This is a genomic window from Curtobacterium sp. PsM8 (genome assembly GCF_030433875.1).
Classification (GTDB): Bacteria; Actinomycetota; Actinomycetes; order Actinomycetales; family Microbacteriaceae; genus Curtobacterium.
The window spans coordinates 20,196-40,533 of record NZ_JARUXD010000013.1 but is presented as its reverse complement, the minus strand read 5'-3'; the positions used below and the strand labels follow the sequence as shown (position 1 = coordinate 40,533).

Genomic DNA, 20,338 nt, shown 5'->3' with positions numbered 1-20,338 from the left:
CGTGCGGACGACACCCCAGCCCCGACCCCGGAAGACCCGCCTCCGCGGCTCCCGGGGCCGGGGCGTCCGGCTGCGCAGGGCGGCAGCCCTCGTCAGCACGCTCGCGCTCACCGCGGTCCTCGCCGGCTGCGGCAGCCCGTCCGGCGGTGGAGCGGTGGCCCGCACCTACCCGTGGCACACCAGGATCGTCTCCACCACGTTCTGGGTCGGCGAGGTGTTCGACCCGGACGCCGACGACGGCAGCCAGGTCTACTCGACCTACGACGACGACTGGCAGGGCAGCTACGGCGGCTGCGACGGTGTGATCGTCAAGCGCACCTGCCAGACCGAACGCCGCACCGCCGGCAACGGGTACTTCCCGGTGCACATGAAGCCGAAGGAGAACCCGTTCTACCTCGACGTGCCGTACGACGACGTCAACGACCGCATCGGCTTCCGTGACCGCGACAGGACGGTGCCCTGGGCCGGCGACACCGCCTACCGGAAGCACCGCGGCGACGACGGCTTCAGCTACCTCAAGAACCGGTGGGTCCAGCTCACCAAGGACGGACGCACCTGCTACGGCCAGGTCCAGGACGCAGGCCCCGGCACGTACCACGACAGCGCCTACGTCTTCGGCTCCACGAACGCGCGGCCCGCCAACAAGCGGTACAACGGCGCCGGGGTGGACGTCTCCCCCGCGCTGAACGGCTGCCTGCACTACGCCGAACTCGACGGCGAGGACGACCGGATCGCCTGGCGGTTCATCGAGGCCGACAAGGTCCCGAACGGCCCCTGGCGCCGGGTGATCACGACCAGCCAGGTCTCCCAGTGAACCGCCGAGGACGGTCTGCCACGATGTCGGCTTGACCTCCCTGCCCGCCTCCGCCGTGTTCGCCGCCCTGCTCATCGGCGCCGTGCTCCCCCTCGTGCCGTTCCTCGGCCGGATCGCCCGCCTGGCCGCGACGATCGTGCACGAGGTCGGGCACTGCGTCGTCGTGGTCCCCTTCGGTGGCCGTGTCCGCCGCATCGACCTGCACCCGGACGGCTCCGGCGAGGCCTGGGTGCAGCTCGGCCGCGTCCCCGGAGCGGTCCGCTGGCTGGTGCGGCTGCTCAACCTGTTCGCCGGCTACAGCGCACCGATCTGGGCCGGTGTCCTGCTCGTCACCGGAGCGGTGGTCGGCTCGCCCTGGCTGCCCGTCGCCGTGCTCGGCGTCGTGGGCCTGGTCGCGCTCCTGTTCGTCCGGAACTGGTTCGGGCTGCTCGTGGTGATCGGGTTCGACGCGCTCGCCGTGTGGGTCGCCGTCCGCCCGTCGGACCTGACCCTGCTGGTCGTCGCGGCCCTCGGCGCCGCGCTCCTCGTCGACGGACTGCGCTCGCTCCTGCAGGTCGTCCGGTGGCTGTTCACCGGGGCACGGGTGCAGACCGACTTCCACATCGCGGCCGCCGAGATGCGTCTGCCCGCGGTCGTCTGGTTCGTGCTGTTCCTGGCGGGCAACGGCGTCGCGGTGTGGGCGGCCCGTGGCCCACTGCTGGCCGTCGGCGAGACCGTCCTCACCGGCATCCGGGCGCTCGTCGGCTCCTAGCCCGCCGACCGCGCACAGCGTCGCCGTAACCCGACGCCGCATTCGACGCGGGACCACTCCGAGCCTGCGAGAGTACGGCGCAACGACCGGACGCCCGAGCGGCCGGACGACCCGGCACGGAGGTGGACGCATGACGGACGAACGACCCGGTTTCGCGACCGAACAGGTGCACGGCGGTTTCCTGCCCGACACCGCCCACGGCGCCCGAGTGCCCGCGATCCACATGTCCTCCGGCTTCCTGTTCGAGGACGCCGCCCAGGCCCGCGACCGGTTCGCCGGCACCGACGACGGCTACACGTACACCCGGCTCGGCAACCCGACGAACGCCGACGTCGAGCGGCGCATCGCCCTGCTCGAGCGGGGAGCCGACGCGCTCCTGGTGAGCAGCGGTCAGGCGGCCGCGACGGTCGCCTTCCTCGGACTCCTCGCCGCGGGCGACCACGTGGTCAGCGCCGCCAGCATCTACGAAGGCACCCGCGGGCTGCTGCTGCAGAACCTCGGCCGGCTCGGCATCCACGTCGACTTCGTCACCGACGCCCGGGACCTCGACGCCTGGGCCGCCGCCGTCCGACCCGAGACGAAGCTGTTCTTCGCCGAGACGATCCCGAACCCGAAGAACGACGTCCTCGACATCGCTGGCGTCGCCGAGGTCGCCCACCGCGCCGGCGTCCCGCTCGTCGTCGACAACACGCTCGCGACCCCGTACCTCGTGCAACCCGTCGAGCACGGCGCCGACGTGGTGGTCCACTCCGCGTCGAAGTTCCTGTCCGGACACGGTTCGGGGCTCGGCGGCGTCGTCGTCGACGGCGGACGGTTCGACTGGACCGCCACCCCGGAACGCTGGCCGCACCTCACCCAGCCCGACCGGGCCCTCGGCGGTGCCAGCTACGTGGACCGCGCCGGCACCGGTGCGTTCCTCGCCTACGCGCGGGACGTCGTCGCCTCCCGGATCGGCCCGACGCCCTCCCCCTTCAACGCGTTCCTCCTCCGGCAGGGAATCGAGACGCTGTCGCTCCGCGTCGAGCGGCACGTGGCGAACGCGCTGACGGTCGCGACGTGGCTGGAGGCGCAGCCCGAGGTGACGAGCGTCGACCACGCGGGTCTGGCCTCCAGTCCGTACCACGACCTCGCCCGGCGCTACCTGCCCCGTGGGGCCGGGTCCGTCTTCGCGTTCACGTTCGCCGGCGGCGAGGCGGCCGCCCACGCGTTCATCGACGCGGTCGAGCTGTTCAGCCGGATGACCCACCTGGGCGACGTGCGGTCGCTGGTGCTGCACCCCGCGACGACCACCCATGCCGGGCGGACGGCCGCCGAGCGGGCCGCGCTGGGCATCGGTGACGGGCTCGTCCGCCTGTCGATCGGCATCGAGGACGTCGCCGACCTGCTCCGCGACCTGGAACGCGGGTTCGCCGCGGTCCGCGCGGTCGCGTCGGACGCGTCGGTCGCGTCGGTCGCGTCGGTCGTCGGCCGGGAGGCACGCCCCGCCTCCGTCACGTCCGTCACCGTGCTCGACGGGGCCGGCCGATGACCCGGATGCAGCATGTCGGGTACTTCTTCTCGCGCGGGTTCGGCCCGCAGGCGTGGGGTCGCGCGGACTGGCACTGGGGACACGACTGGACGAAGCCGGAGCTGTACCAGCAGTCGGTGCGGGCCCTCGAGGACGCCGGACTCGACCTGGTCATCGCCGAGGACGCGATCTCCCTCGGCAACCCGTCGACCCTCGACCTGCGCATCCGGCAGGCGTACGGCGGGCCGAAGCACGACCCGCTGCTGCTCGCCCCGTGGCTGTTCGCCGCTACCCGGCACATCGGCATCGCACCGACCGTGAACGCGGGCGTCACCCCGCCGTACCTGGCCGCCCGACAGCTGGCGACGCTCGCGCACCTGTCGTCGGACCGGCTCGGCGTCAACGTCGTCACCGACGTGGGTAGCGCCCGGCACGCCGGCCTCGACCCGCTGCCGCACGACGCCGCCTACGACCGCGCCGAGGAGTGGATGGGGCTGCTCCGCCGACTCTGGCACTCGTGGGGCTCCGGGCACCTGCAGTCCGAGTCCGACTGGCACTTCGCCGACGGCGCCGAACTCGATGCGTTCCAGCACGACGGCGAGTACTTCCGGACCGCGGGCCCCCTCAACGCGCTGCCCCTCGAGTCCGACCCCGTCGTGGTCTCCCCCGGCGGCTCCGGTCGAGGACTGGGCTTCGCCGGGACGCACTCCGACGTGCAGCTCGCCCTCGCTCCCCTGTCGGCCACCGCGGTCGCCGCCTACCGGGCGAAGGTGCACGCCGCCGCAGCCGAGGTCGGACGGCGACCGGAGGACCTGCGTGTCCTGTTCGTCCTCAAGCCCGTCGTGGTGTCCTCGCCTGACGAGGCCGACCGGATCGTCGAGGCGTCCCGGCACCCGTCGGACGAGGCCCTGCGCACCGTCGCGCTGGCGTGGTCGAGCGACTCGGAGACCGACCTGCTCGCCCTCGACCTCGACGCACCCATCCCCGAGGGCACCTTCGCCGACCACGTTTCGGCCGGTACCGTCCGTGGGCTCCTCGGGGACACGCCGGACGCCCCGTTGCGCGAACTGCTCACCCGCAAGGCCCAGCTCGGACGGGTCGCCGACCGCTCGGGCTTCGTCGGGACGGCGGACGAGTTCGCGGACTTCATCGACGAGCTCGGGTCGGACGCCGACAACGACGGGGTGATCCTGTCCGGCGACCTGCACCCGGCGCAGGTGTACCGGATGCTCGGTGACCTGGTGCCGGTGCTCCGGCAGCGCGGGATCCTCCGTCGTGAGTACGGCGAGGGCGGTCTCCGCACCAACCTGTTCGACTTCTGACCTCTCGCGGAACGCAACCCCGGCGTCAGGACGGCACGCGACAGCGGTGCGTCTCGACGCCGGGGTTGCGTTCTGCGGCCTACTTCTTCTTGCCGTCCTTCTTCTTGTCGTCCTTCTTCTTGTCGTCCTTCTTCTTGTCGTCCTTCTTCTTCGACGACTTCTTGCTGTCCTTCTTCTTGCTGTCCTTCTTGTCGTCGTCCTTCTTCTTCGACTTCTTCTTCTTCGACGACTTCTCGTCGTCGTTCTTCTTCTTCGGCTGCTCAGGCTCGGGCGCGACGGGCTCGACGCCGACGGGCTCGACGCCGTCGACGGGCTCGACCACGACAGCTGAACCGGTGTCCGCCAGGACGTCGACGGCCTGCTCGCTGACGACCGGGGTGAGGGCGTCCTCGACCCGCTCGACCAGCACCTCGGCACCGGACTCCGCGAGCCGCAGGAGCGACTGCGCGGCACGGAGTCGCGTCGTCGACTTCCGGGCCAGCGCGTCCGCACGGGCACCCTCGAGGAACGTCCGGAGCGCCCGTTCGGGTACCGAGCGGCCACGCGGCGCGGAACGGTCAAGCCGGTCGAGCTCGCCCGCGATGCCGGCGACGTCGTCCTCGACGCGCTCGTGCCGGACCGACTCCAGCAGCGCCGCCACCGCAGCTGCCGCCCGCTCGACGCCCGGGGTGCGCTGGTCCATCACGACGAGCATCTCGAACACCGTGCCGTAGGACATCGTCTCGAGCCGGACCGGTTCGGCACCACGCCCGCGCAGCACCAACCGGGCATCGGGCGTCGGCAGCCAGGCGACCACGGCGGCGACCGAGGCGACGGAGCCCACGATGCGCTCGTACTCGGCCAGGCCCAGACGGTCCTGCTCCCGCAGACGGACTCGGATCGCGATCTCCTGCACGGTGTACCTCTCGTTCGGGACGATGCCGACGGGCTGCGGCACCGTGCCTCGGAGCGTAGTCCCCTCCGCCGGGCATGCCGAAGGCCCGAGCATGCAGATGGCCCGGGCATGCCGAAGGCCCCGCACCGTCCGGGGACGATGCGGGGCCTTCGATGGCTACTCACGTGACAGCGGTCCGACGATCGGCAGGTGGTGGAGATGGGGGGAATCGAACCCCCGTCCATCGCTGCAATTCGACGTCTTCTACGGGCGTATCCGGATGTTCGTTCTGCTCGGCCCCGTCCGTTGCTACCGGCTTCTCGGACGACAGGCCCAGTCTCAGTGCAAGTCCCGCACGGCCCTGAGGCGCAACCGTGCAGCAAGTCCTCTGGATGACGCCGGAACTCAGGTTAGAAGACGATCACCTGGCCGACGGACTTCATGTGCTGGGCTGCTTACGCAGCGAGAGCGAAGTCAGTGCGCTTGGAATTGGCACTTGTTGGTTTCCACGGATCGTTGACGAGATGACCGTGGGTCCTCGGCCCGCTTCCCGTCGGCACACAGGCAATGTCGAAACCGATCATCCCCATGCAGGCCGACGTGCGAGCCGCTGTCACGCTGTTGAGTTACCACGCCTGCTCCGGAGTCCGTCCGGGCCAGGCAGCTGTTCAGTCTACCGACTGAACGAGTCTGACGCTAGTCGAGTCGGCTGGTCACTCGCCGAGACGGTTGCGGGAGCGCATGGCCCTCTCGGCCTCACGCTTGTCGGTCTTCTCACGCAGGGCCTGGCGCTTGTCGAACTCGCGCTTGCCCTTCGCGACCGCGATCTCGACCTTGGCCCGACCGTCGTGGAAGTAGATCTTCATCGGCACGAGCGTGTAGCCACCCTGCGACGTCTTGTGCGAGATCTTCACGATCTCCTGCTTGTGCAGGAGCAGCTTCCGCTTGCGCCGCGGTGCGTGGTTGTTCCACGTGCCCTCGGTGTACTCGGGGATGTGCACGGCGTCGAGCCACGCTTCACCGGCGTCGACGAAGGCGTACCCGTCGACGAGTGACGCCCGGCCTTCGCGCAGCGACTTCACCTCGGTCCCGCTGAGGACCATGCCGGCCTCGTACGTGTCCTCGATGAGGTAGTCGTGGCGCGCACGACGGTTCGTCGCGACGACCTTCTCCCCGCGTTCCTTCGCCATGACCGGCTCCTCTTCGTTGGGTGCGCACCCGCTTGCGTGCGAGCCGCCCAGCATACCGAACGCCGGGAGGCCCGCACACCTTCCCGGGATCTCTCCCGTTCTCGGTGTGCGGGCCTCCAGACGGGACGACCTGCGGTCGCGATCAGACCTTGAGGTACCGCCGGATCGCGATGGAGGCGGAGACCGCCGCCAGGACCACACCGATGACGATGACCGCCGGCACGACGATCGCCGCGTCGTCCATGCCGATGAACGCGGTGCCGGAGAACCGTTTCGTCAGGTAGTTGCGGACGAAGAACCAGACCACGGCCGTGATCGCACCACCCGCGAGGACGGCTCCGACCGCAGCGGCGATCACCCCCTCGAGCACGAACGGCGTCTGGATGAACCGGTTCGAGGCGCCCACCAACCGCATGATGCCGAGCTCCCGTCGTCTCGAGAACGCCGACAACCGGATCGTGGTGGCGATGAGGAGCACCGCGGCGACGAGCATCAACCCCGCGATGCCGATCGCCGTGTAGGACGAGGCGTTGAGCAGGTTGAAGATCGGTTGCAGGTACCCGCGCTGGTCGACGACGCTCTGCACGCCGGCGACCTTCGACAGGCTCTCGACCAGGACGTCGGCCTGCGACGGGTTCTTCAGGTTCACCCAGAAGGTCTCGTTGAGGTACTCGGGCTTGACGAACTCGGTCGCGGGCGAGTCCTTGAACTGCTGCTTGAACCGGGTGTACGCGTCCTGCTGGTCCTCGAAGTACGACTTCTCGATGTACGGCTTCAGCGTGGACGACGCCAGCTGCTGCTTGATCTGGGCGCGCTGGTCGTCGGTCGCCTTCGCCCCGGTGCAGTTGCCGGTGGTGTCGGTCTCGGTGCAGAGGTAGACGGCGACCTGGGCTCGGTCGTACCAGTACCCCTTCATCTGGTTGATCTGCATCTGCAGCAGGATCGCGGTGCCGACGAAGGTCAGCGAGATGAAGGTCACCAGGACGACGGAGACCACCATCGAGGCGTTGCGACGGAGGCCGGAACCGACCTCGGCCATGACGAGTCCGAGCCTCATCGGATGAGCCCCGGGATGGTCTGGATACCGGTCGTGTTCGAGACGCCGCCACGCTGGATGGGCAGGGCCTGGGTCTGGTAGCCGCCGGCCTGCTCGTCGCGGAGGACGCTGCCGCCGGAGAGCTCGATGACCCGGCGCTGCATCTGGTTCACGATGCTCGCGTCGTGCGTCGCCATCAAGATCGTCGTGCCTCCTTGGTTGATGCGTTCGAGGAGCGCCATGATGCCCGCCGAGGTCGTCGGGTCGAGGTTGCCGGTCGGTTCGTCGGCCAGCAGGACCGCGGGCTTGTTCACGACGGCGCGGGCGATCGCCACGCGCTGCTGCTCACCACCCGAGAGCTCGTGCGGCATGCGGGTCGCCTTGCCGGAGAGCCCGACGAGCTTGAGCACGTCGGTGACGGACTCACTGATGAAGCCCTTGCTCTTGCCGATCACCTGCAGCGAGAACGCGACGTTGTCGAAGACGTTCTTGTTCGGCAGCAGCCGGAAGTCCTGGAACACCACGCCGAGGTTGCGGCGGAAGTACGGGACCTTGCGGGAGGAGAGCGCGCCGAGACGCTGCCCGAGCACGTGGATCTGCCCGCGGGAGGGCTTCTCCTCCTTCAGCACGAGCCGGAGGAAGCTCGACTTCCCGGAGCCGGACGCACCGACGAGGAAGACGAACTCGCCCTTGAGGATCTCGAGGGTGACGTTGTCGAGAGCGGGACTCGGGTTGCCCGAGTACACCTTGGTGACCTGGTCGAATTTGATCATGACCGGATCAGGGTAGGTCGCGAACCGGTGATCCTGCTCCAGGCGCGCGGCTCAGGAACCGGTGGGGTCGCTCAGATCCGACCCCGTTCGACGCTCAGTCCTCGTCGGGACGCTTGCGCCAGCGGATGCCGGCGTTGATGAAGCCGTCCAGGTCGCCGTCGAAGACCGCCGACGGGTTGTTGACCTCGTACTCGGTCCGCAGGTCCTTGACCATCTGGTACGGCGCCAGCACGTAGTTGCGGATCTGGTCCCCCCAGCTGGCGGTGATGGTGCCGGCGAGTTCCTTCTTCTTCGCGTTCTCCTCTTCCTTCTTCAGGAGCAGGAGGCGCGACTGCAGCACGCGCATGGCCGCGGCACGGTTCTGGATCTGCGACTTCTCGTTCTGCATCGACACGACGGTGCCGGTCGGCAGGTGGGTCAGGCGCACGGCGGAGTCGGTCGTGTTGACGGACTGTCCACCGGGGCCGGAGGAACGGAACACGTCGACGCGGATGTCGTTCTCCGGGATGTCGATGACCGCGGTCTCCGGCATCAGCGGGATGACCTCGACCGCGGCGAAGGACGTCTGGCGCTTGCCCGCGGCGCCGAACGGCGACATGCGGACCAGGCGGTGCGTGCCGGCCTCGACCGACAGGGTGCCGAACGCGTGCGGGCCGTCGACCTCGAAGGTGGCGGACTTGATGCCCGCCTCTTCGGCGTAGGAGGTGTCCATCACGGTCACCTTCTGGTCGTGCTGCTCGGCGTAGCGCAGGTACATGCGCATGAGCATCTCGGCGAAGTCGGCGGCGTCGACACCACCGGCACCGGCACGGATCGTGATGACGGCGGGACGGTCGTCGTACTCGCCGTCGAGGAGCGTCTGGACCTCGAGGTCGCCCATCGTCTTGGTGATGGCCTTGAGCTCCTCGGCCGCTTCGTCGGCGGACTCCTGGTCCTCGGCCTCGTTCGCCATCTCGACGAGGACCTCGAGGTCGTCGAGTCGCTGTTCGGTCGCCGTGAGCTTCTTCAGCTGGGACTGCCGGTGGGCGAGCGCGCTGGTGACCTGCTGCGCGTGGTCGGTGTCCTCCCACAGGTCGGGGGCGCCGGCCTGCTCGCTGAGTTCGGCGATCTCACGCTCGAGGCGGTCGACGTCGACCACGGAGCGGATGTTCCCGAAGGTCACTCGGAGGGCGTTGACCTGCTCGCTGATGTCCAGTTCGACCATGGTCCCCGATCCTACCGGCCGGGCGTCCGGGTCAGCGCCCGAGCGAGGGCTCCCGCCGCGCCATGCCCGCCGCACCGGCACGCTCGACGGCCACCGGCAGCGCGGCGAGGAAGGCGTCGACGTCCTGCTCGGTCGAGGTGTGGCCGAGGGTGATCCGGAGCGCACCGCGGGCGTCGTCCTCGCTGAGGCCCATCGCGAGCAGCACGTGCGAGGCCTCGGGCACCCCGGCCTGGCACGCCGACCCGGTGGACACGGCGACCCCGGCGGCGTCGAGCAGGAAGAGCAGCGAGTCCCCCTCGCAGCCCGGGAACGTGAAGTGCGCGTTGTTCGGCAGCCGGTCGACCGGGTCACCCATCAGCACCGCGGACGGAACGGCGGCCCGGACCCCGTCGACGAGGCGGTCCCGCAGGTGCCGGACGTCGGCGTGCGGCGCGGCTGCGGCGACCCCGAAGGCCGCGGCCGCCGGGGCGTCCTGCGTGCCGCTCCGGACCTGGCGCTGCTGGCCCCCGCCGTGGATGAGCGGCTCGACGACCGCGCGTCGGCCGAGCACCAGCGCCCCGACCCCGACCGGGCCGCCGATCTTGTGCGCCGACACGCTCAACGCGTCGAGGCCGGACGCGGCGAAGTCCACCGGCACCTGGCCGTACGCGGCGACGGCGTCGCTGTGCACCGGGACACCGGCGGCGTGGGCGAGCGCGACGATCCGCTCGACGGGCTGCATGGTGCCGACCTCGTTGTTCGCCCACAGGAACGTGACCAGGGCGACGTCGTCGGCGGAGGCGAGCCGTGCCTCCAGTCCGGCGAGGTCGACGCGACCCGCGGCGTCGAGCGGGACGACGTCGACGACGGCGCCCTCGTGGCGCTCCAGCCAGTCGACCGTGTCGACCGTGGCGTGGTGCTCCCCCGCCGGGACGACGATGCGCGGACGGCGTCGGTCGCGCTGCCGGGCCCAGAACAGGCCCTTGACGGCGAGGTTGATGCTCTCGGTGCCGCCGGAGGTGAAGACGACCTCCACCGGGTCGGCGCCGAGCGACGCGGCGACCCGGGCCCGGCCGTCCTCGAGCAGCATCTTGGCGCGCTGGCCGGCGCTGTGGATCGACGACGGGTTGCCGACGGTGGTCAGCGCGTCGGTGAACGCGGCGAGCGCTTCCGGCAGGATCGGCGTGGTCGCGGCGTGGTCGAGGTAGACGGGCACGGGGTACCCCTTTCTGGAGCGTTTTCAGGATACCCGGCTGGCCTCGTACCCTGGTGGCGTGTACGAGACCGCGACCGAGACCACGCCCGGCTTCCGGGTCGACGACGGGGACCCCCGGATGACGGTACGGTCCGCCTCGGCGACCGCGGTGACGGTGGTCGTCGACGGCCGAGGTGCCTTCCCGTTGGCGCGCATCGACGAGACCGACGAGTGGAGCGCCGCCACGCCCGGCGTGCAGGTCGGGGACACCTACCACCTGCTCGTCGACGGGCCGACCGGGCCGCGGCACGAGTTCGACCCGACCCGCCCGCTCCTCGACCCGTACGCACGCGGCATCGTCGCGACCGGCGACGCCCCGCGGTGGACCAGTGTCGTCGTCGACGGCACCTTCGACTGGGGCGGCGTCACCAAGCCGGTCGTCCCCCTGGACCGGGCCGTCGTGTACGAGGCGAACGTCCGGACCCTCACCAGCGCGAACCCCGCGATCCCCGAGGAACTCCGCGGTACGTACGCCGGCGTCGCCCACGAGAGCACCATCGCCCACCTGCAGCGCATCGGCGTGACCACGCTCGAGCTCCTGCCCGTGCAGGCGTTCGACACCGAACGGTGGCTGCGCGAGGCCGGGCGCGAGAACGCCTGGGGCTACAACACGCTCGGGTTCTTCGCCCCGCACGCCGGACACGCCTCCGCCGGCGCCCGGGCCGCGGGTGCCGACGCGGTACTCCGCGAGTTCAAGGGCATGGTCCGGCTGCTGCACGAGGCCGGGATCCAGGTCGTCCTCGACGTCGTCTACAACCACACCGCGGAAGAGGGCCTCGGCGGTCCCACCACCTCCCTGCGCGGGATCGACGGCGCCGGCCGGTACCGCTGGTCCGACACGGACACCTACTACGACACGACCGGGTGCGGCAACACGCTCGACACCTCGGTGACCGCGACCGCCGACCTCATCCTCGACAGCCTCCGCTACTGGGCGCGCGAGGTGCAGATCGACGGGTTCCGCTTCGACCTCATGGCGTCCCTGGCCCGCGACGGCGACCACGTCTTCGACCCGGAGCACCCGCTGCTCGAACGGATCCGGAACCACCCCGACCTGCAGGACACCCTGGTCATCGCCGAACCGTGGGACGTCGGCCCGGACGGCTGGCGCACCGGCTCCTTCGGCGCCCGCACCCTCGAGTGGAACGACGGGTTCCGCGACACGGTCCGGAAGTTCTGGCTCGAGGACCTCGCCGACGAACGACGCCGAGGGGCCCCGGACGCCGGGATCGGGGCGCTCGCCGGAGCCCTCACCGGCTCCCGGCACCTGTTCGGCCCGGAGCGCGGTCCGCTGTCCGGCGTCAACTTCGTCACCGCCCACGACGGCTTCACCCTGCACGACCTGGTGTCCTTCGACGCGAAGCACAACGAGGCGAACGGCGAGGAGAACCGCGACGGGTCGAACGACAACCGCTCGTTCAACCACGGCATCGAGGGCGACACGGCCGACCGCGGTGTCCGTGCGGCGCGCGGGCGGTCGATGCGGAACCTGATGGCGACCGTGCTGCTCTCCGCCGGGGTGCCGATGATCACCGCGGGTGACGAACGCAGCCGCACCCAGCACGGCAACAACAACGCGTACGTCGTCTCGGACGACCTGACGCCGGTGGACTGGTCGGACGACGAGGACGCCGAGTCGATGACCGAGGCGATGGCGGCCCTGACCCGGCTCCGCGCGGCGCACCCGGCCCTCCGGCCGTCGCGCTTCGGCGTCCCCGGTCAGACCACCCCGTCGGCGTCGCGGATGACCTGGTACGGCCCGGACGGCCAGGCGATGACCGCCGAGGGCTGGGACCAGCCCATCCACCGCGCCCTGCAGTACTTCGTCGAGTCGACACCCGAGCACGAGCCGTACGACCGCGTGCTGGTCGTGGTGCACGGCAGCGGCCGGACCCGCGACCTCACCCTGCCGACGCGCGAGGACGTCTTCGCGTACCGGCTGGCGTGGTCGAGCGAGAAGCACCGCGACCACGACCGGCACCGCCCCGCCGGCACCGTGTTCAGCGCCTACGGCCCCGGCATCCACGTCTTCGACGTCATCTGAGCCGACGTCGGTGCGGCTCGACGGCCTCCCGCCGCCATCCCGGCCGGGAGGCGCGACACGCTTCCCGGGGAACACGGACGGCCCAGCCGGGTAGCGTCTGGTCCGTGGCCTCCGTAGACCGACCCCGGCGTCCGAAGATCGGGCGCATCCCGATCACCGAACTCGCCCCGACGACGCCGAACGGCTTCCCGGGCAAGGGCTTCGACGGGGAGGTGATCACGTTCGGTGCGACCGTCTTCCGCGAGGGGCACGGCATCATCGGCGCGGACCTCGTCCTCGTCCGCCCCGCGGGCCAGCAGCCCGAGACGACCCAGGCCGTCGCCCAGCAGACCCCCGCTCCGCCGGCGCTGCAGGTCGACGAGCGCACCCTCCGGGTCCCGCTGACCCTCGTCGCCGCCGGCACCGACCGGTACGAGGCGACCGTGCAGGTCGAGGGCACCGGCGTCTGGGAGTGGCACGTCGAGGCGTACTCCGACGACTGGGACACCTGGGTGCACGGCGCACGGCTGAAGATCGCCGCCGGTGTCGACACCGAGTCGACCCTGCTCGACGGTGCAGCGCTGCTCGAGCGTCAGGGCTCCGCCGTGGCCGCCCGTGCCGCCGCCCGCCTGCGCGACACCGACCTCGACCCGGCCGAGCGCCTCGCCGCGGTGGACGACCCCCGCGTCGTCGCCGAGATCGACGAGACGCCGATCGACTCCCTGCGGACGAGCTCCGCCCTGCAGCTGCTCGACGTCGAGCGCACCCGCGCCGGTGTCGGCGCCTGGTACGAGTTCTTCCCCCGCAGCGAGGGTGCCAAGCGCAACCCGGACGGCTCGTGGAAGAGCGGCGACTTCCGCACCGCGGCCCGTCGTCTGCCGGCCGTCGCCCGGATGGGCTTCGAGATCGTCTACCTGCCCCCGATCCACCCGATCGGCCGCACCGCCCGCAAGGGCCCGAACAACACGCTCGAGGCCGGGCCGAACGACCCGGGCAGCCCCTGGGCGATCGGCGGTCCCGAGGGTGGCCACGACGCCATCCACCCGGACCTCGGCACCGAGGACGACTTCCGCGCCTTCGTCGAGACGGCGAAGAACACCGGCATGGAGGTCGCCCTCGACTTCGCGCTGCAGTGCTCCCCCGACCACCCCTGGGTCACCGAGCACCCGGAGTGGTTCACGGTCCGTGCCGATGGCTCCATCGCCACCGCCGAGAACCCGCCGAAGCGCTACCAGGACATCTACCCGATCCAGTTCGACACCGACCCCGAGGGCCTGGTCGCCGAGGTGCTCCGGGTGCTCCGCCACTGGATCACGTTCGGCGTCAAGGTGTTCCGCGTCGACAACCCGCACACCAAGCCGCTGTGGTTCTGGGAGCGCGTGATCCGCGAGGTCCGCGACGAGCACCCGGACGTCGTGTTCCTGGCCGAGGCGTTCACCCGCCCGGCGATGATGCGTGCCCTGGCCGAGACCGGGTTCCAGCAGTCGTACTCGTACTTCACCTGGCGCAACACGAAGGAGGAGATCGAGACGTACTTCGACGAGCTCTCCCACGAGACGAGCGCGTACCTGCGCCCGAACCTCTTCGTGAACACGCCCGACATCCTCACCGAGTTCCTGCAGTACGGCGGCCGCGCCGGCTACAAGGTGCGCGCTGCCCTCGCCGCGACCGGCGCCCCGACGTGGGGCATGTACTCCGGCTACGAGCTCTTCGAGGACGTCGCCCGCCCGGGCTCCGAAGAGAACATCGACAACGAGAAGTACGAGTACAAGCCGCGGGACTTCGCGCTCGCCGAGGCGGAGGGCGCGAGCCTCGCCCCGTACGTGACGATGCTCAACCGCCTCCGCTCGGCGCACCCCGCGCTCCGGCAGCTGCGGAACACCACCGTGCACAGCGCCGAGGACGACGCCATCGTCGTGTACTCGAAGCACCTGCCCGGCCGGTTCACCCGGTCCGGTCGGGACGACACGGTGATCGTCGTCGCGAACGTCGACCCGCACTCCGCCCGTGAGACCACCGTGCACCTCGACCTCGCCGCCCTCGGTCTCGAGCCCGGCACCGAGTTCGACGTCCGCGACGTCGTGACCGGCGCCCGCTGGACCTGGGGCTCCTCGAACTACGTGCGCCTGGATGCCTTCCAGGAGCCCGTGCACCTGCTCGTCGTGGAAGGACCGCACCGATGACCGATCCCACCAACCCCGGGCAGCCCAGCGCACCCCAGCCCAGCGCACCCCAGCAGGGCGCACCCCAGCCGCCCCGCGGTCCCGGCCTGCCGCCGGTCCCGCCGCCGCCCCCCGCGATCCCGCGCCAGGCGGTCCGCACCGAGCCGAACACCTCGGCTCCCGGTGAGGACCTCCCGGGCGCACCGGTCGCCCCGCCCGAGTCCCCCTCGCGCGACGTGCCGGAGTCGGCCACGCTCGCCGGCGGGCTGACGTCGGCGACGCCGGACGCGACGGACGAGGCGGAGGCTCCCAGTGCCTCCCGGACGGAGGACGCGCCCGAAACGTCCGCGACGTCTGCGTCACCGACGTCCGACAGCACCGCCGTCGCGACGACCGAGCCCGTCCCCGGTCCCGTCGACGAGTGGATCCGCCAGCAGGTCGCGGAGGGCCGCTGGTCCCAGCCGCACGACGTGCTCGGCCCGCACCCCGTCGCCGGCGGCACGAGCGTCCGTGTGGTCCGCCACCTGGCGACCGCGGTCCGCATCGTCCGACCCGACGGTGACGACGTCGAACTCCGTCACGAGGGCGAAGGCGTCTGGGCCGGCGCGACCGTCGGCGAGCTCGGCCGGTACCGCGTCGAGGCCGACTACGAAGACGACGAGACCTGGACCACCGACGACGCGTACCGGTTCCCGCCGACGCTCGGCGAGCTCGACCTGCACCTGTTCGGTGAGGGTCGCGACGAGCAGCTCTGGCACCACCTCGGCGCGCACGTGCAGACGGTCGACGGTGTCGACGGTGTGGCGTTCGCCGTGTGGGCGCCGCGTGCCACCGCCGTCCGCGTGATCGGCGACTTCGAGGGCTGGGAGGGCCGCACCACCGCGATGCGCCGCCTGAACGACCTCGGCGTGTGGGAGCTGTTCTGGCCGGGCGCCCTCGAGGGGCAGCGGTACAAGTTCCAGATCCTCACTGACAGCGGCTGGGTGGAGCGCGCCGACCCGTTCGCCCGCCGCACCGAGGTCCCGCCGCTCACCGCGTCCGTGATCACGAGCGCGCACCACACCTGGTCGGAGGGCGACGCCCGCTGGATGGCCGAGCGCGCCACCGCGACGACCCACGACGCGCCGATGAGCGTCTACGAGGTGCACCTCGGCTCGTGGCGTCCGGGGCTGAGCTACCGCGAGGTGGCCGACGACCTCATCGGGCACCTGCAGTACACCGGCTTCACCCACGTGCAGTTCCTGCCGCTCGCCGAGCACCCGTTCGGCGGCTCGTGGGGCTACCAGGTCACCGGGTACTACTCGCCGACCGCCCGCTTCGGCTCCCCCGACGACCTGCGCTACCTCATCGACCGGCTGCACTCGGCCGGCATCGGCGTCATCATGGACTGGGTCCCCGGGCACTTCCCGAAGGACGAGTGGGCGCTGGCGAAGTTCGACGGCTACGCCCTGTTCGAGCACCCGGACCCCCGCCGCGGCGAACAGCTCGACTGGGGCACCTACGTGTTCGACTTCGGGCAGCCGCAGGTCCGCAACTTCCTCGTCGCCAACGCCCTGTACTGGCTCGAGGAGTTCCACATCGACGGCCTCCGGGTCGATGCCGTGGCCTCGATGCTGTACCTGGACTACTCCCGCACCGAGTGGCTGCCGAACATCCACGGCGGTCGCGAGAACCTCGAGGCGATCTCGCTCCTGCAGGAGACGAACGCCACCGCGTACAAGCGCTACCCCGGCATCGTGATGATCGCCGAGGAGTCGACCTCGTGGCCCGGCGTCACGCAGCCGACCAGCGCCGGCGGCCTCGGGTTCGGCCAGAAGTGGAACATGGGCTGGATGCACGACACGCTGCAGTACGTCGAGCGTGACCCGGCGTACCGCTCGTACCACCACGACGAGATCACGTTCTCGTTCGTCTACGCGTTCAGCGAGCAGTTCACGCTGCCGATCAGTCACGACGAGGTCGTGCACGGCAAGGGCTCGCTCTACGGCAAGATGCCCGGCGACGAGTGGCAGAAGCTCGCCAACGTGCGTGCCTACCTGGCCTTCATGTGGGCGCACCCCGGCAAGCAGCTGCTCTTCATGGGCCAGGAGTTCGCCCAGCCCTCCGAGTGGAGCGAGGCCAACGGTCTCGACTGGTGGCTGCTCGACGACCCGGGCCACCGCGGCGTGCAGGACCTGGTCGCCGAGCTGAACCGCGTGTACAAGGAGAACCCGGCGCTCTGGACGTTCGACTCCAGCGCCGAGGGCTTCGAGTGGCTCGAGAGCGGCGACGCACCGCACGCCACGCTCGGGTTCCTCCGCAAGGCGGGCGACGAGAAGCTGGCGGTCTTCGTCAACTTCTCCGGCGTCCCCGTCGAGCACCGCTTCGGCCTGCCGACGGCGGGCACCTGGAACGAGGTGCTCAACACCGACGCGTCGGCGTACGGCGGGTCCGGTGTCGGCAACCTCGGTTCGGTCCAGGCCGAGGACGTCCCCTGGGCCGGTCGCCCGGCCTCGGCGAACCTCGTGGTGCCCCCGCTGGGTGCCGTCTGGCTGCGCCTGGCCGACTAGCACCCACGGGCACGACAGACGGGAGGCCCGGTACCAGCTGGTACCGGGCCTCCCGTCGTGCTGCGTGTCGCGTCGCGCGACCCGCGCTCAGTAGAGCGCGTTGGCGAGTCGCCGCCGGGCGGCGACGACGCGCGGGTCCTCGGCGCCGATCAGTTCGAAGTACTCGACGAGGCGCACACGGAGCGCTTCGCGGTCGTCACCGAACACCGTCGGGACGAGGTCGAGGAGACGTCCGAAGGCGTCCTCGACGTGCCCGCCACTGATGTCGAGGTCGGCGACGGCGAGCTGGGCCGCGACGTCCGACGGGCCGGCACCGGCCGCCGCGCGGATCTCGTCCGCCGTCTTGCCGGAGAGCCGGTCGAGCAGCGACACCTGGGCCAGACCGGCCACGGCCATCTGGTCGTGCGGGTCCTGCAGGATCGCGGTGCGGTACTCGCTGATCGCGGTGGCGTAGTCCCCGGCCTCGATCGCGTCGTACGCGGCCTGGTGGTGCGGCGGCAGGGGCTCCGGTTCCGGCTCACCCTGCTCCGCGTCGTCGGCCTCGACGGCTCCGTCGACCTGGACCCGGCCGGCGACGCCGTTCTGCTCCGCCGCCTGCAGGACCTGCTCGAAGACGTCGCGGACCTCGGCCTCGGGCAGGGCACCGACGAACAGTCCGAGCGGACGGCCGCCGATGACAGCCGCGACGGTCGGGATCGACTGTGCCTGGAACGCCTGGACGAGCTGCGGGTTCGTGTCGGCGTCGACCTTCGCCAGGACGATGCGTCCCGCGTACTCCTCGGTCAGCCGCTCGAGGACCGGAGAGAGCTGCTTGCACGGGCCGCACCACTCGGCCCAGATGTCCACGATGACCGGGACGACGGTGGAGAGCTGGACGATGTCCTGGAAGCTCTGGTCGGTGACGTCCATCACGAGGGACGGGACGCTCAGGACACCGTCCGCAGGCGCGGCACCGGCTGCGGGACCGTTCGTCGCGCCGGCGTTGCCCGGCGTGGCGGGGCTCCCGGCGGGGCCGGCGGCACCCTGCGGCGGACGCTGGGCCCGGTCGACGAGGGACGAGAGGTCGACTGCTCCGCGCAGGCTGGACGGGGTCGGGGGGACGTTGGTCATTGCACCTCACTCGCTGCGATCAGGCCCTGGGTGAACCCGAGGAGTTCTATCTTGTCGTCCGAACCCACCGGGGGCACGGAGAAGAGCAACTGGACGCCGTACGTGGCCGTCACGCCCTTGGTGCTCGAGTCGACGCCGGACAGCGCCTTGACGGCACCCTCGGTGTTGACCTCGGCACCGGCGGCCGTCGGCGTGACCTTCTCGACCTCGTTGAGGTCGACCGACACGAGGGCACCGGCGGTGTTCGTCGCGAGGGCCAGGGCCGTGTCCTCGGGCACCTCGGACGAGTACTCGATCTTCGCGGTGTCCGGCAACGCCTTCGACTTCTCGTCCTTGTAGGACTTGCCGATCCGCGAGCGCAGGTCGTCCCCGTCACTGGCGAACAGGTCGGCGGACTCGCTCGCGGTGTCCTTCGACAGGATGTCGCCGTAGGCCGCGGCGACGGCGTCGGGCGCCAGCGCCAGGAGCTTGGTGTCCGGTGCGAGCTGGGCGGCACCGACGGAGGTCGGGGCGAGCGACGGCAGCTGGGCGTCGGCCTCGAGCGAGACCGCGTACTCGACCTTGTAGTCCGAGCGGGCGTCCTGCTGCACGAGGGTCAGGGCCTGCGGGGCCGTCTTCTTGTCGGTGCAGTCCGCGGCGACGACGGCGAACACGGTGCGCGGCCACGTGTCGGTCTGCTGGGGCAGCGCCACGCACACGTCGTCGGCGGCCACCGCGGGCAGGGCCTGCGCCTTGTCGTCGCCGTCACGGATGGTGTAATTCGCCTTGCGGATCTCGAGCGCCGGTCCGGTGAAGCGGGTGGCGGCGAGGCCGGCGTCCTTGTCGGCGTCGGCCTTCTCGGCGACCTCGGCCACGCGGGAGACGATGCGGGCGATCTGCTGCTTGGTGGCGGCGGTCGAGGCGTCTGGGACCGCGGCGCCGGTGGCCGTGGCGGTCGGTGTCGGGGTCGCGTCCGCTCCGCTGCCGGTCGGCCAGTACTCCGACGAGCACCCGCTCAGCACGAGGGCGCCGGCGACGAGCACCGGGACGGCGATGATGGCGCGACGACCACGACGGCTGCGTGCCGGCACCTGGGCACCGGCGGCGGCGGCGCGACGGGAGGCACGCACGCGCGGCGGACGACCACCACCGCTCCGACGGCGCGGACCACGGGAGCGGCGCTGGTGGAGGAAGGCCCAGACGAGCATGACCAGGCCACCGAGCACGAAGACCCCACCGGCCGTCAGCAGCGGCCCGACGGAGGGCGTCGCGGTGTCACGCGGCCACGTCACGGAGATGTCGGAAGGTGCGGCGTCCGAGCCGTCGCCCATCACCACGAGCGACACGTCGGCGGGCAGTCGGACGGTGAACTGACGGGCATCGTCGTACTCCTGGTACCAGAGGTCGCTGCCCTTCGGGTCGGGCAGGTCGGAGCCGGATCCGGTGGTGCGGGACTTCAGCGAGGCGTCCTCGGCGTCGTAGCGGAGGGTCGTGTGCTCGGTGTCACCGATCCAGGCGTCGACGTCGGACGTCTTGCCGTAGGCGGCGAACACCTTGCCCGTGCCCGAGACGTTGACGCGCTGGTAGCCGGGGTTCGCGTTCAGCACGCTGCCGGGCAGGACGGTGACGGGAGCGGCGTTCGACCCGCTCGTCGCCGCGACGATCGAGGTGGGTGGCGCGAACACGGTCCGCTGCCCGACTCCCAGGCCGACGAGGAGCACCCCGATGACGAAGCTGACGATCGCCAGGACGAATCGCACGGATCTCTCTCCCTCCGCGCCGGGATGGGTGGATCGGCGCAGGACAACGG

General features: G+C 71.0%; 15 protein-coding genes and 1 other RNA gene. 7 read left to right on the top strand and 9 right to left on the bottom strand.

Annotated elements, in window-relative coordinates; all coding sequences use genetic code 11:
* Window position 1: 1 nt before the first annotated feature.
* The 4 genes from QCD68_RS04855 (at window position 2) to QCD68_RS04840 (ending at window position 4,394) form a co-directional block, all read left to right on the top strand.
* Window positions 2-814, top strand: coding sequence for a hypothetical protein (locus tag QCD68_RS04855; protein WP_301222223.1), 813 nt, complete (start codon window positions 2-4; stop codon window positions 812-814).
* Between the two features lie 31 nt (window positions 815-845).
* On the top strand, window positions 846-1,565 hold the full coding sequence (locus QCD68_RS04850; protein WP_301222222.1) for a M50 family metallopeptidase: 720 nt from the start codon (window positions 846-848) through the stop codon (window positions 1,563-1,565).
* A 130-nt stretch (window positions 1,566-1,695) separates the two neighbouring features.
* On the top strand, window positions 1,696-3,093 hold the full coding sequence (locus QCD68_RS04845) for an O-acetylhomoserine aminocarboxypropyltransferase/cysteine synthase family protein (RefSeq protein WP_301222221.1): 1,398 nt from the start codon (window positions 1,696-1,698) through the stop codon (window positions 3,091-3,093).
* Window positions 3,090-4,394 carry an LLM class flavin-dependent oxidoreductase gene (locus tag QCD68_RS04840; protein ID WP_301222220.1) on the top strand — a complete coding sequence of 435 codons (1,305 nt, stop codon included), beginning with the start codon at window positions 3,090-3,092 and terminating at the stop codon, window positions 4,392-4,394. Before QCD68_RS04845 ends, QCD68_RS04840 begins: the two co-directional genes overlap by 4 nt.
* Window positions 4,395-4,473: 79 nt before the next feature.
* Here QCD68_RS04840 and QCD68_RS04835 read toward each other — a convergent pair whose 3' ends face one another.
* The 7 genes from QCD68_RS04835 to QCD68_RS04805 all read right to left on the bottom strand — a co-directional run bounded on the left by QCD68_RS04835 (window position 4,474) and on the right by QCD68_RS04805 (window position 10,666).
* Complete coding sequence (locus tag QCD68_RS04835) at window positions 4,474-5,331, bottom strand: hypothetical protein (protein WP_301222219.1); 858 nt, start codon at window positions 5,329-5,331, stop codon at window positions 4,474-4,476.
* Between the two features lie 148 nt (window positions 5,332-5,479).
* Window positions 5,480-5,856, bottom strand: a transfer-messenger RNA (tmRNA) gene (gene ssrA, locus QCD68_RS04830).
* Window positions 5,857-5,981: 125 nt separating this feature from the next.
* Window positions 5,982-6,458, bottom strand: coding sequence for an SsrA-binding protein SmpB (gene smpB, locus QCD68_RS04825; protein WP_216261097.1), 477 nt, complete (start codon window positions 6,456-6,458; stop codon window positions 5,982-5,984).
* Window positions 6,459-6,600: 142 nt separating this feature from the next.
* Complete coding sequence (gene ftsX / locus QCD68_RS04820; RefSeq protein WP_111075565.1) at window positions 6,601-7,515, bottom strand: permease-like cell division protein FtsX; 915 nt, start codon at window positions 7,513-7,515, stop codon at window positions 6,601-6,603.
* Window positions 7,512-8,267, bottom strand: a complete 756-nt coding sequence (ftsE, locus tag QCD68_RS04815) for a cell division ATP-binding protein FtsE (protein WP_111075566.1) — start codon at window positions 8,265-8,267, stop codon at window positions 7,512-7,514. The genes ftsX and ftsE overlap by 4 nt, the downstream gene beginning before the upstream one ends.
* Window positions 8,268-8,361: 94 nt before the next feature.
* Window positions 8,362-9,471 carry a peptide chain release factor 2 gene (gene prfB / locus QCD68_RS04810; protein ID WP_221850118.1) on the bottom strand — a complete coding sequence of 370 codons (1,110 nt, stop codon included), beginning with the start codon at window positions 9,469-9,471 and terminating at the stop codon, window positions 8,362-8,364.
* A gap of 31 nt (window positions 9,472-9,502) precedes the next feature.
* Window positions 9,503-10,666, bottom strand: a complete 1,164-nt coding sequence (locus QCD68_RS04805) for a cysteine desulfurase family protein (protein ID WP_301222218.1) — start codon at window positions 10,664-10,666, stop codon at window positions 9,503-9,505.
* A gap of 58 nt (window positions 10,667-10,724) precedes the next feature.
* Here QCD68_RS04805 and QCD68_RS04800 point away from each other — a divergent pair, with 58 nt between their 5' ends.
* The 3 genes from QCD68_RS04800 to glgB all read left to right on the top strand — a co-directional run bounded on the left by QCD68_RS04800 (window position 10,725) and on the right by glgB (window position 17,439).
* Complete coding sequence (locus tag QCD68_RS04800; RefSeq protein WP_301222217.1) at window positions 10,725-12,749, top strand: glycogen debranching protein; 2,025 nt, start codon at window positions 10,725-10,727, stop codon at window positions 12,747-12,749.
* A gap of 104 nt (window positions 12,750-12,853) precedes the next feature.
* The gene (locus QCD68_RS04795; protein WP_301222216.1) at window positions 12,854-14,911 is read left to right on the top strand and encodes a maltotransferase domain-containing protein; all 2,058 of its coding nucleotides are present in this window, start codon (window positions 12,854-12,856) and stop codon (window positions 14,909-14,911) included.
* Window positions 14,908-17,439, top strand: a complete 2,532-nt coding sequence (gene glgB, locus QCD68_RS04790) for a 1,4-alpha-glucan branching protein GlgB (protein ID WP_301222215.1) — start codon at window positions 14,908-14,910, stop codon at window positions 17,437-17,439. The genes QCD68_RS04795 and glgB overlap by 4 nt, the downstream gene beginning before the upstream one ends.
* Window positions 17,440-17,526: 87 nt before the next feature.
* Here the strand turns inward: glgB and QCD68_RS04785 are convergent, their stop codons facing one another.
* Both QCD68_RS04785 and QCD68_RS04780 read right to left on the bottom strand, forming a co-directional pair.
* Window positions 17,527-18,549, bottom strand: a complete 1,023-nt coding sequence (locus tag QCD68_RS04785; protein WP_301222214.1) for a tetratricopeptide repeat protein — start codon at window positions 18,547-18,549, stop codon at window positions 17,527-17,529.
* Complete coding sequence (locus tag QCD68_RS04780; RefSeq protein WP_301222213.1) at window positions 18,546-20,288, bottom strand: hypothetical protein; 1,743 nt, start codon at window positions 20,286-20,288, stop codon at window positions 18,546-18,548. Before QCD68_RS04780 ends, QCD68_RS04785 begins: the two co-directional genes overlap by 4 nt.
* Window positions 20,289-20,338 lie beyond the last annotated feature (50 nt).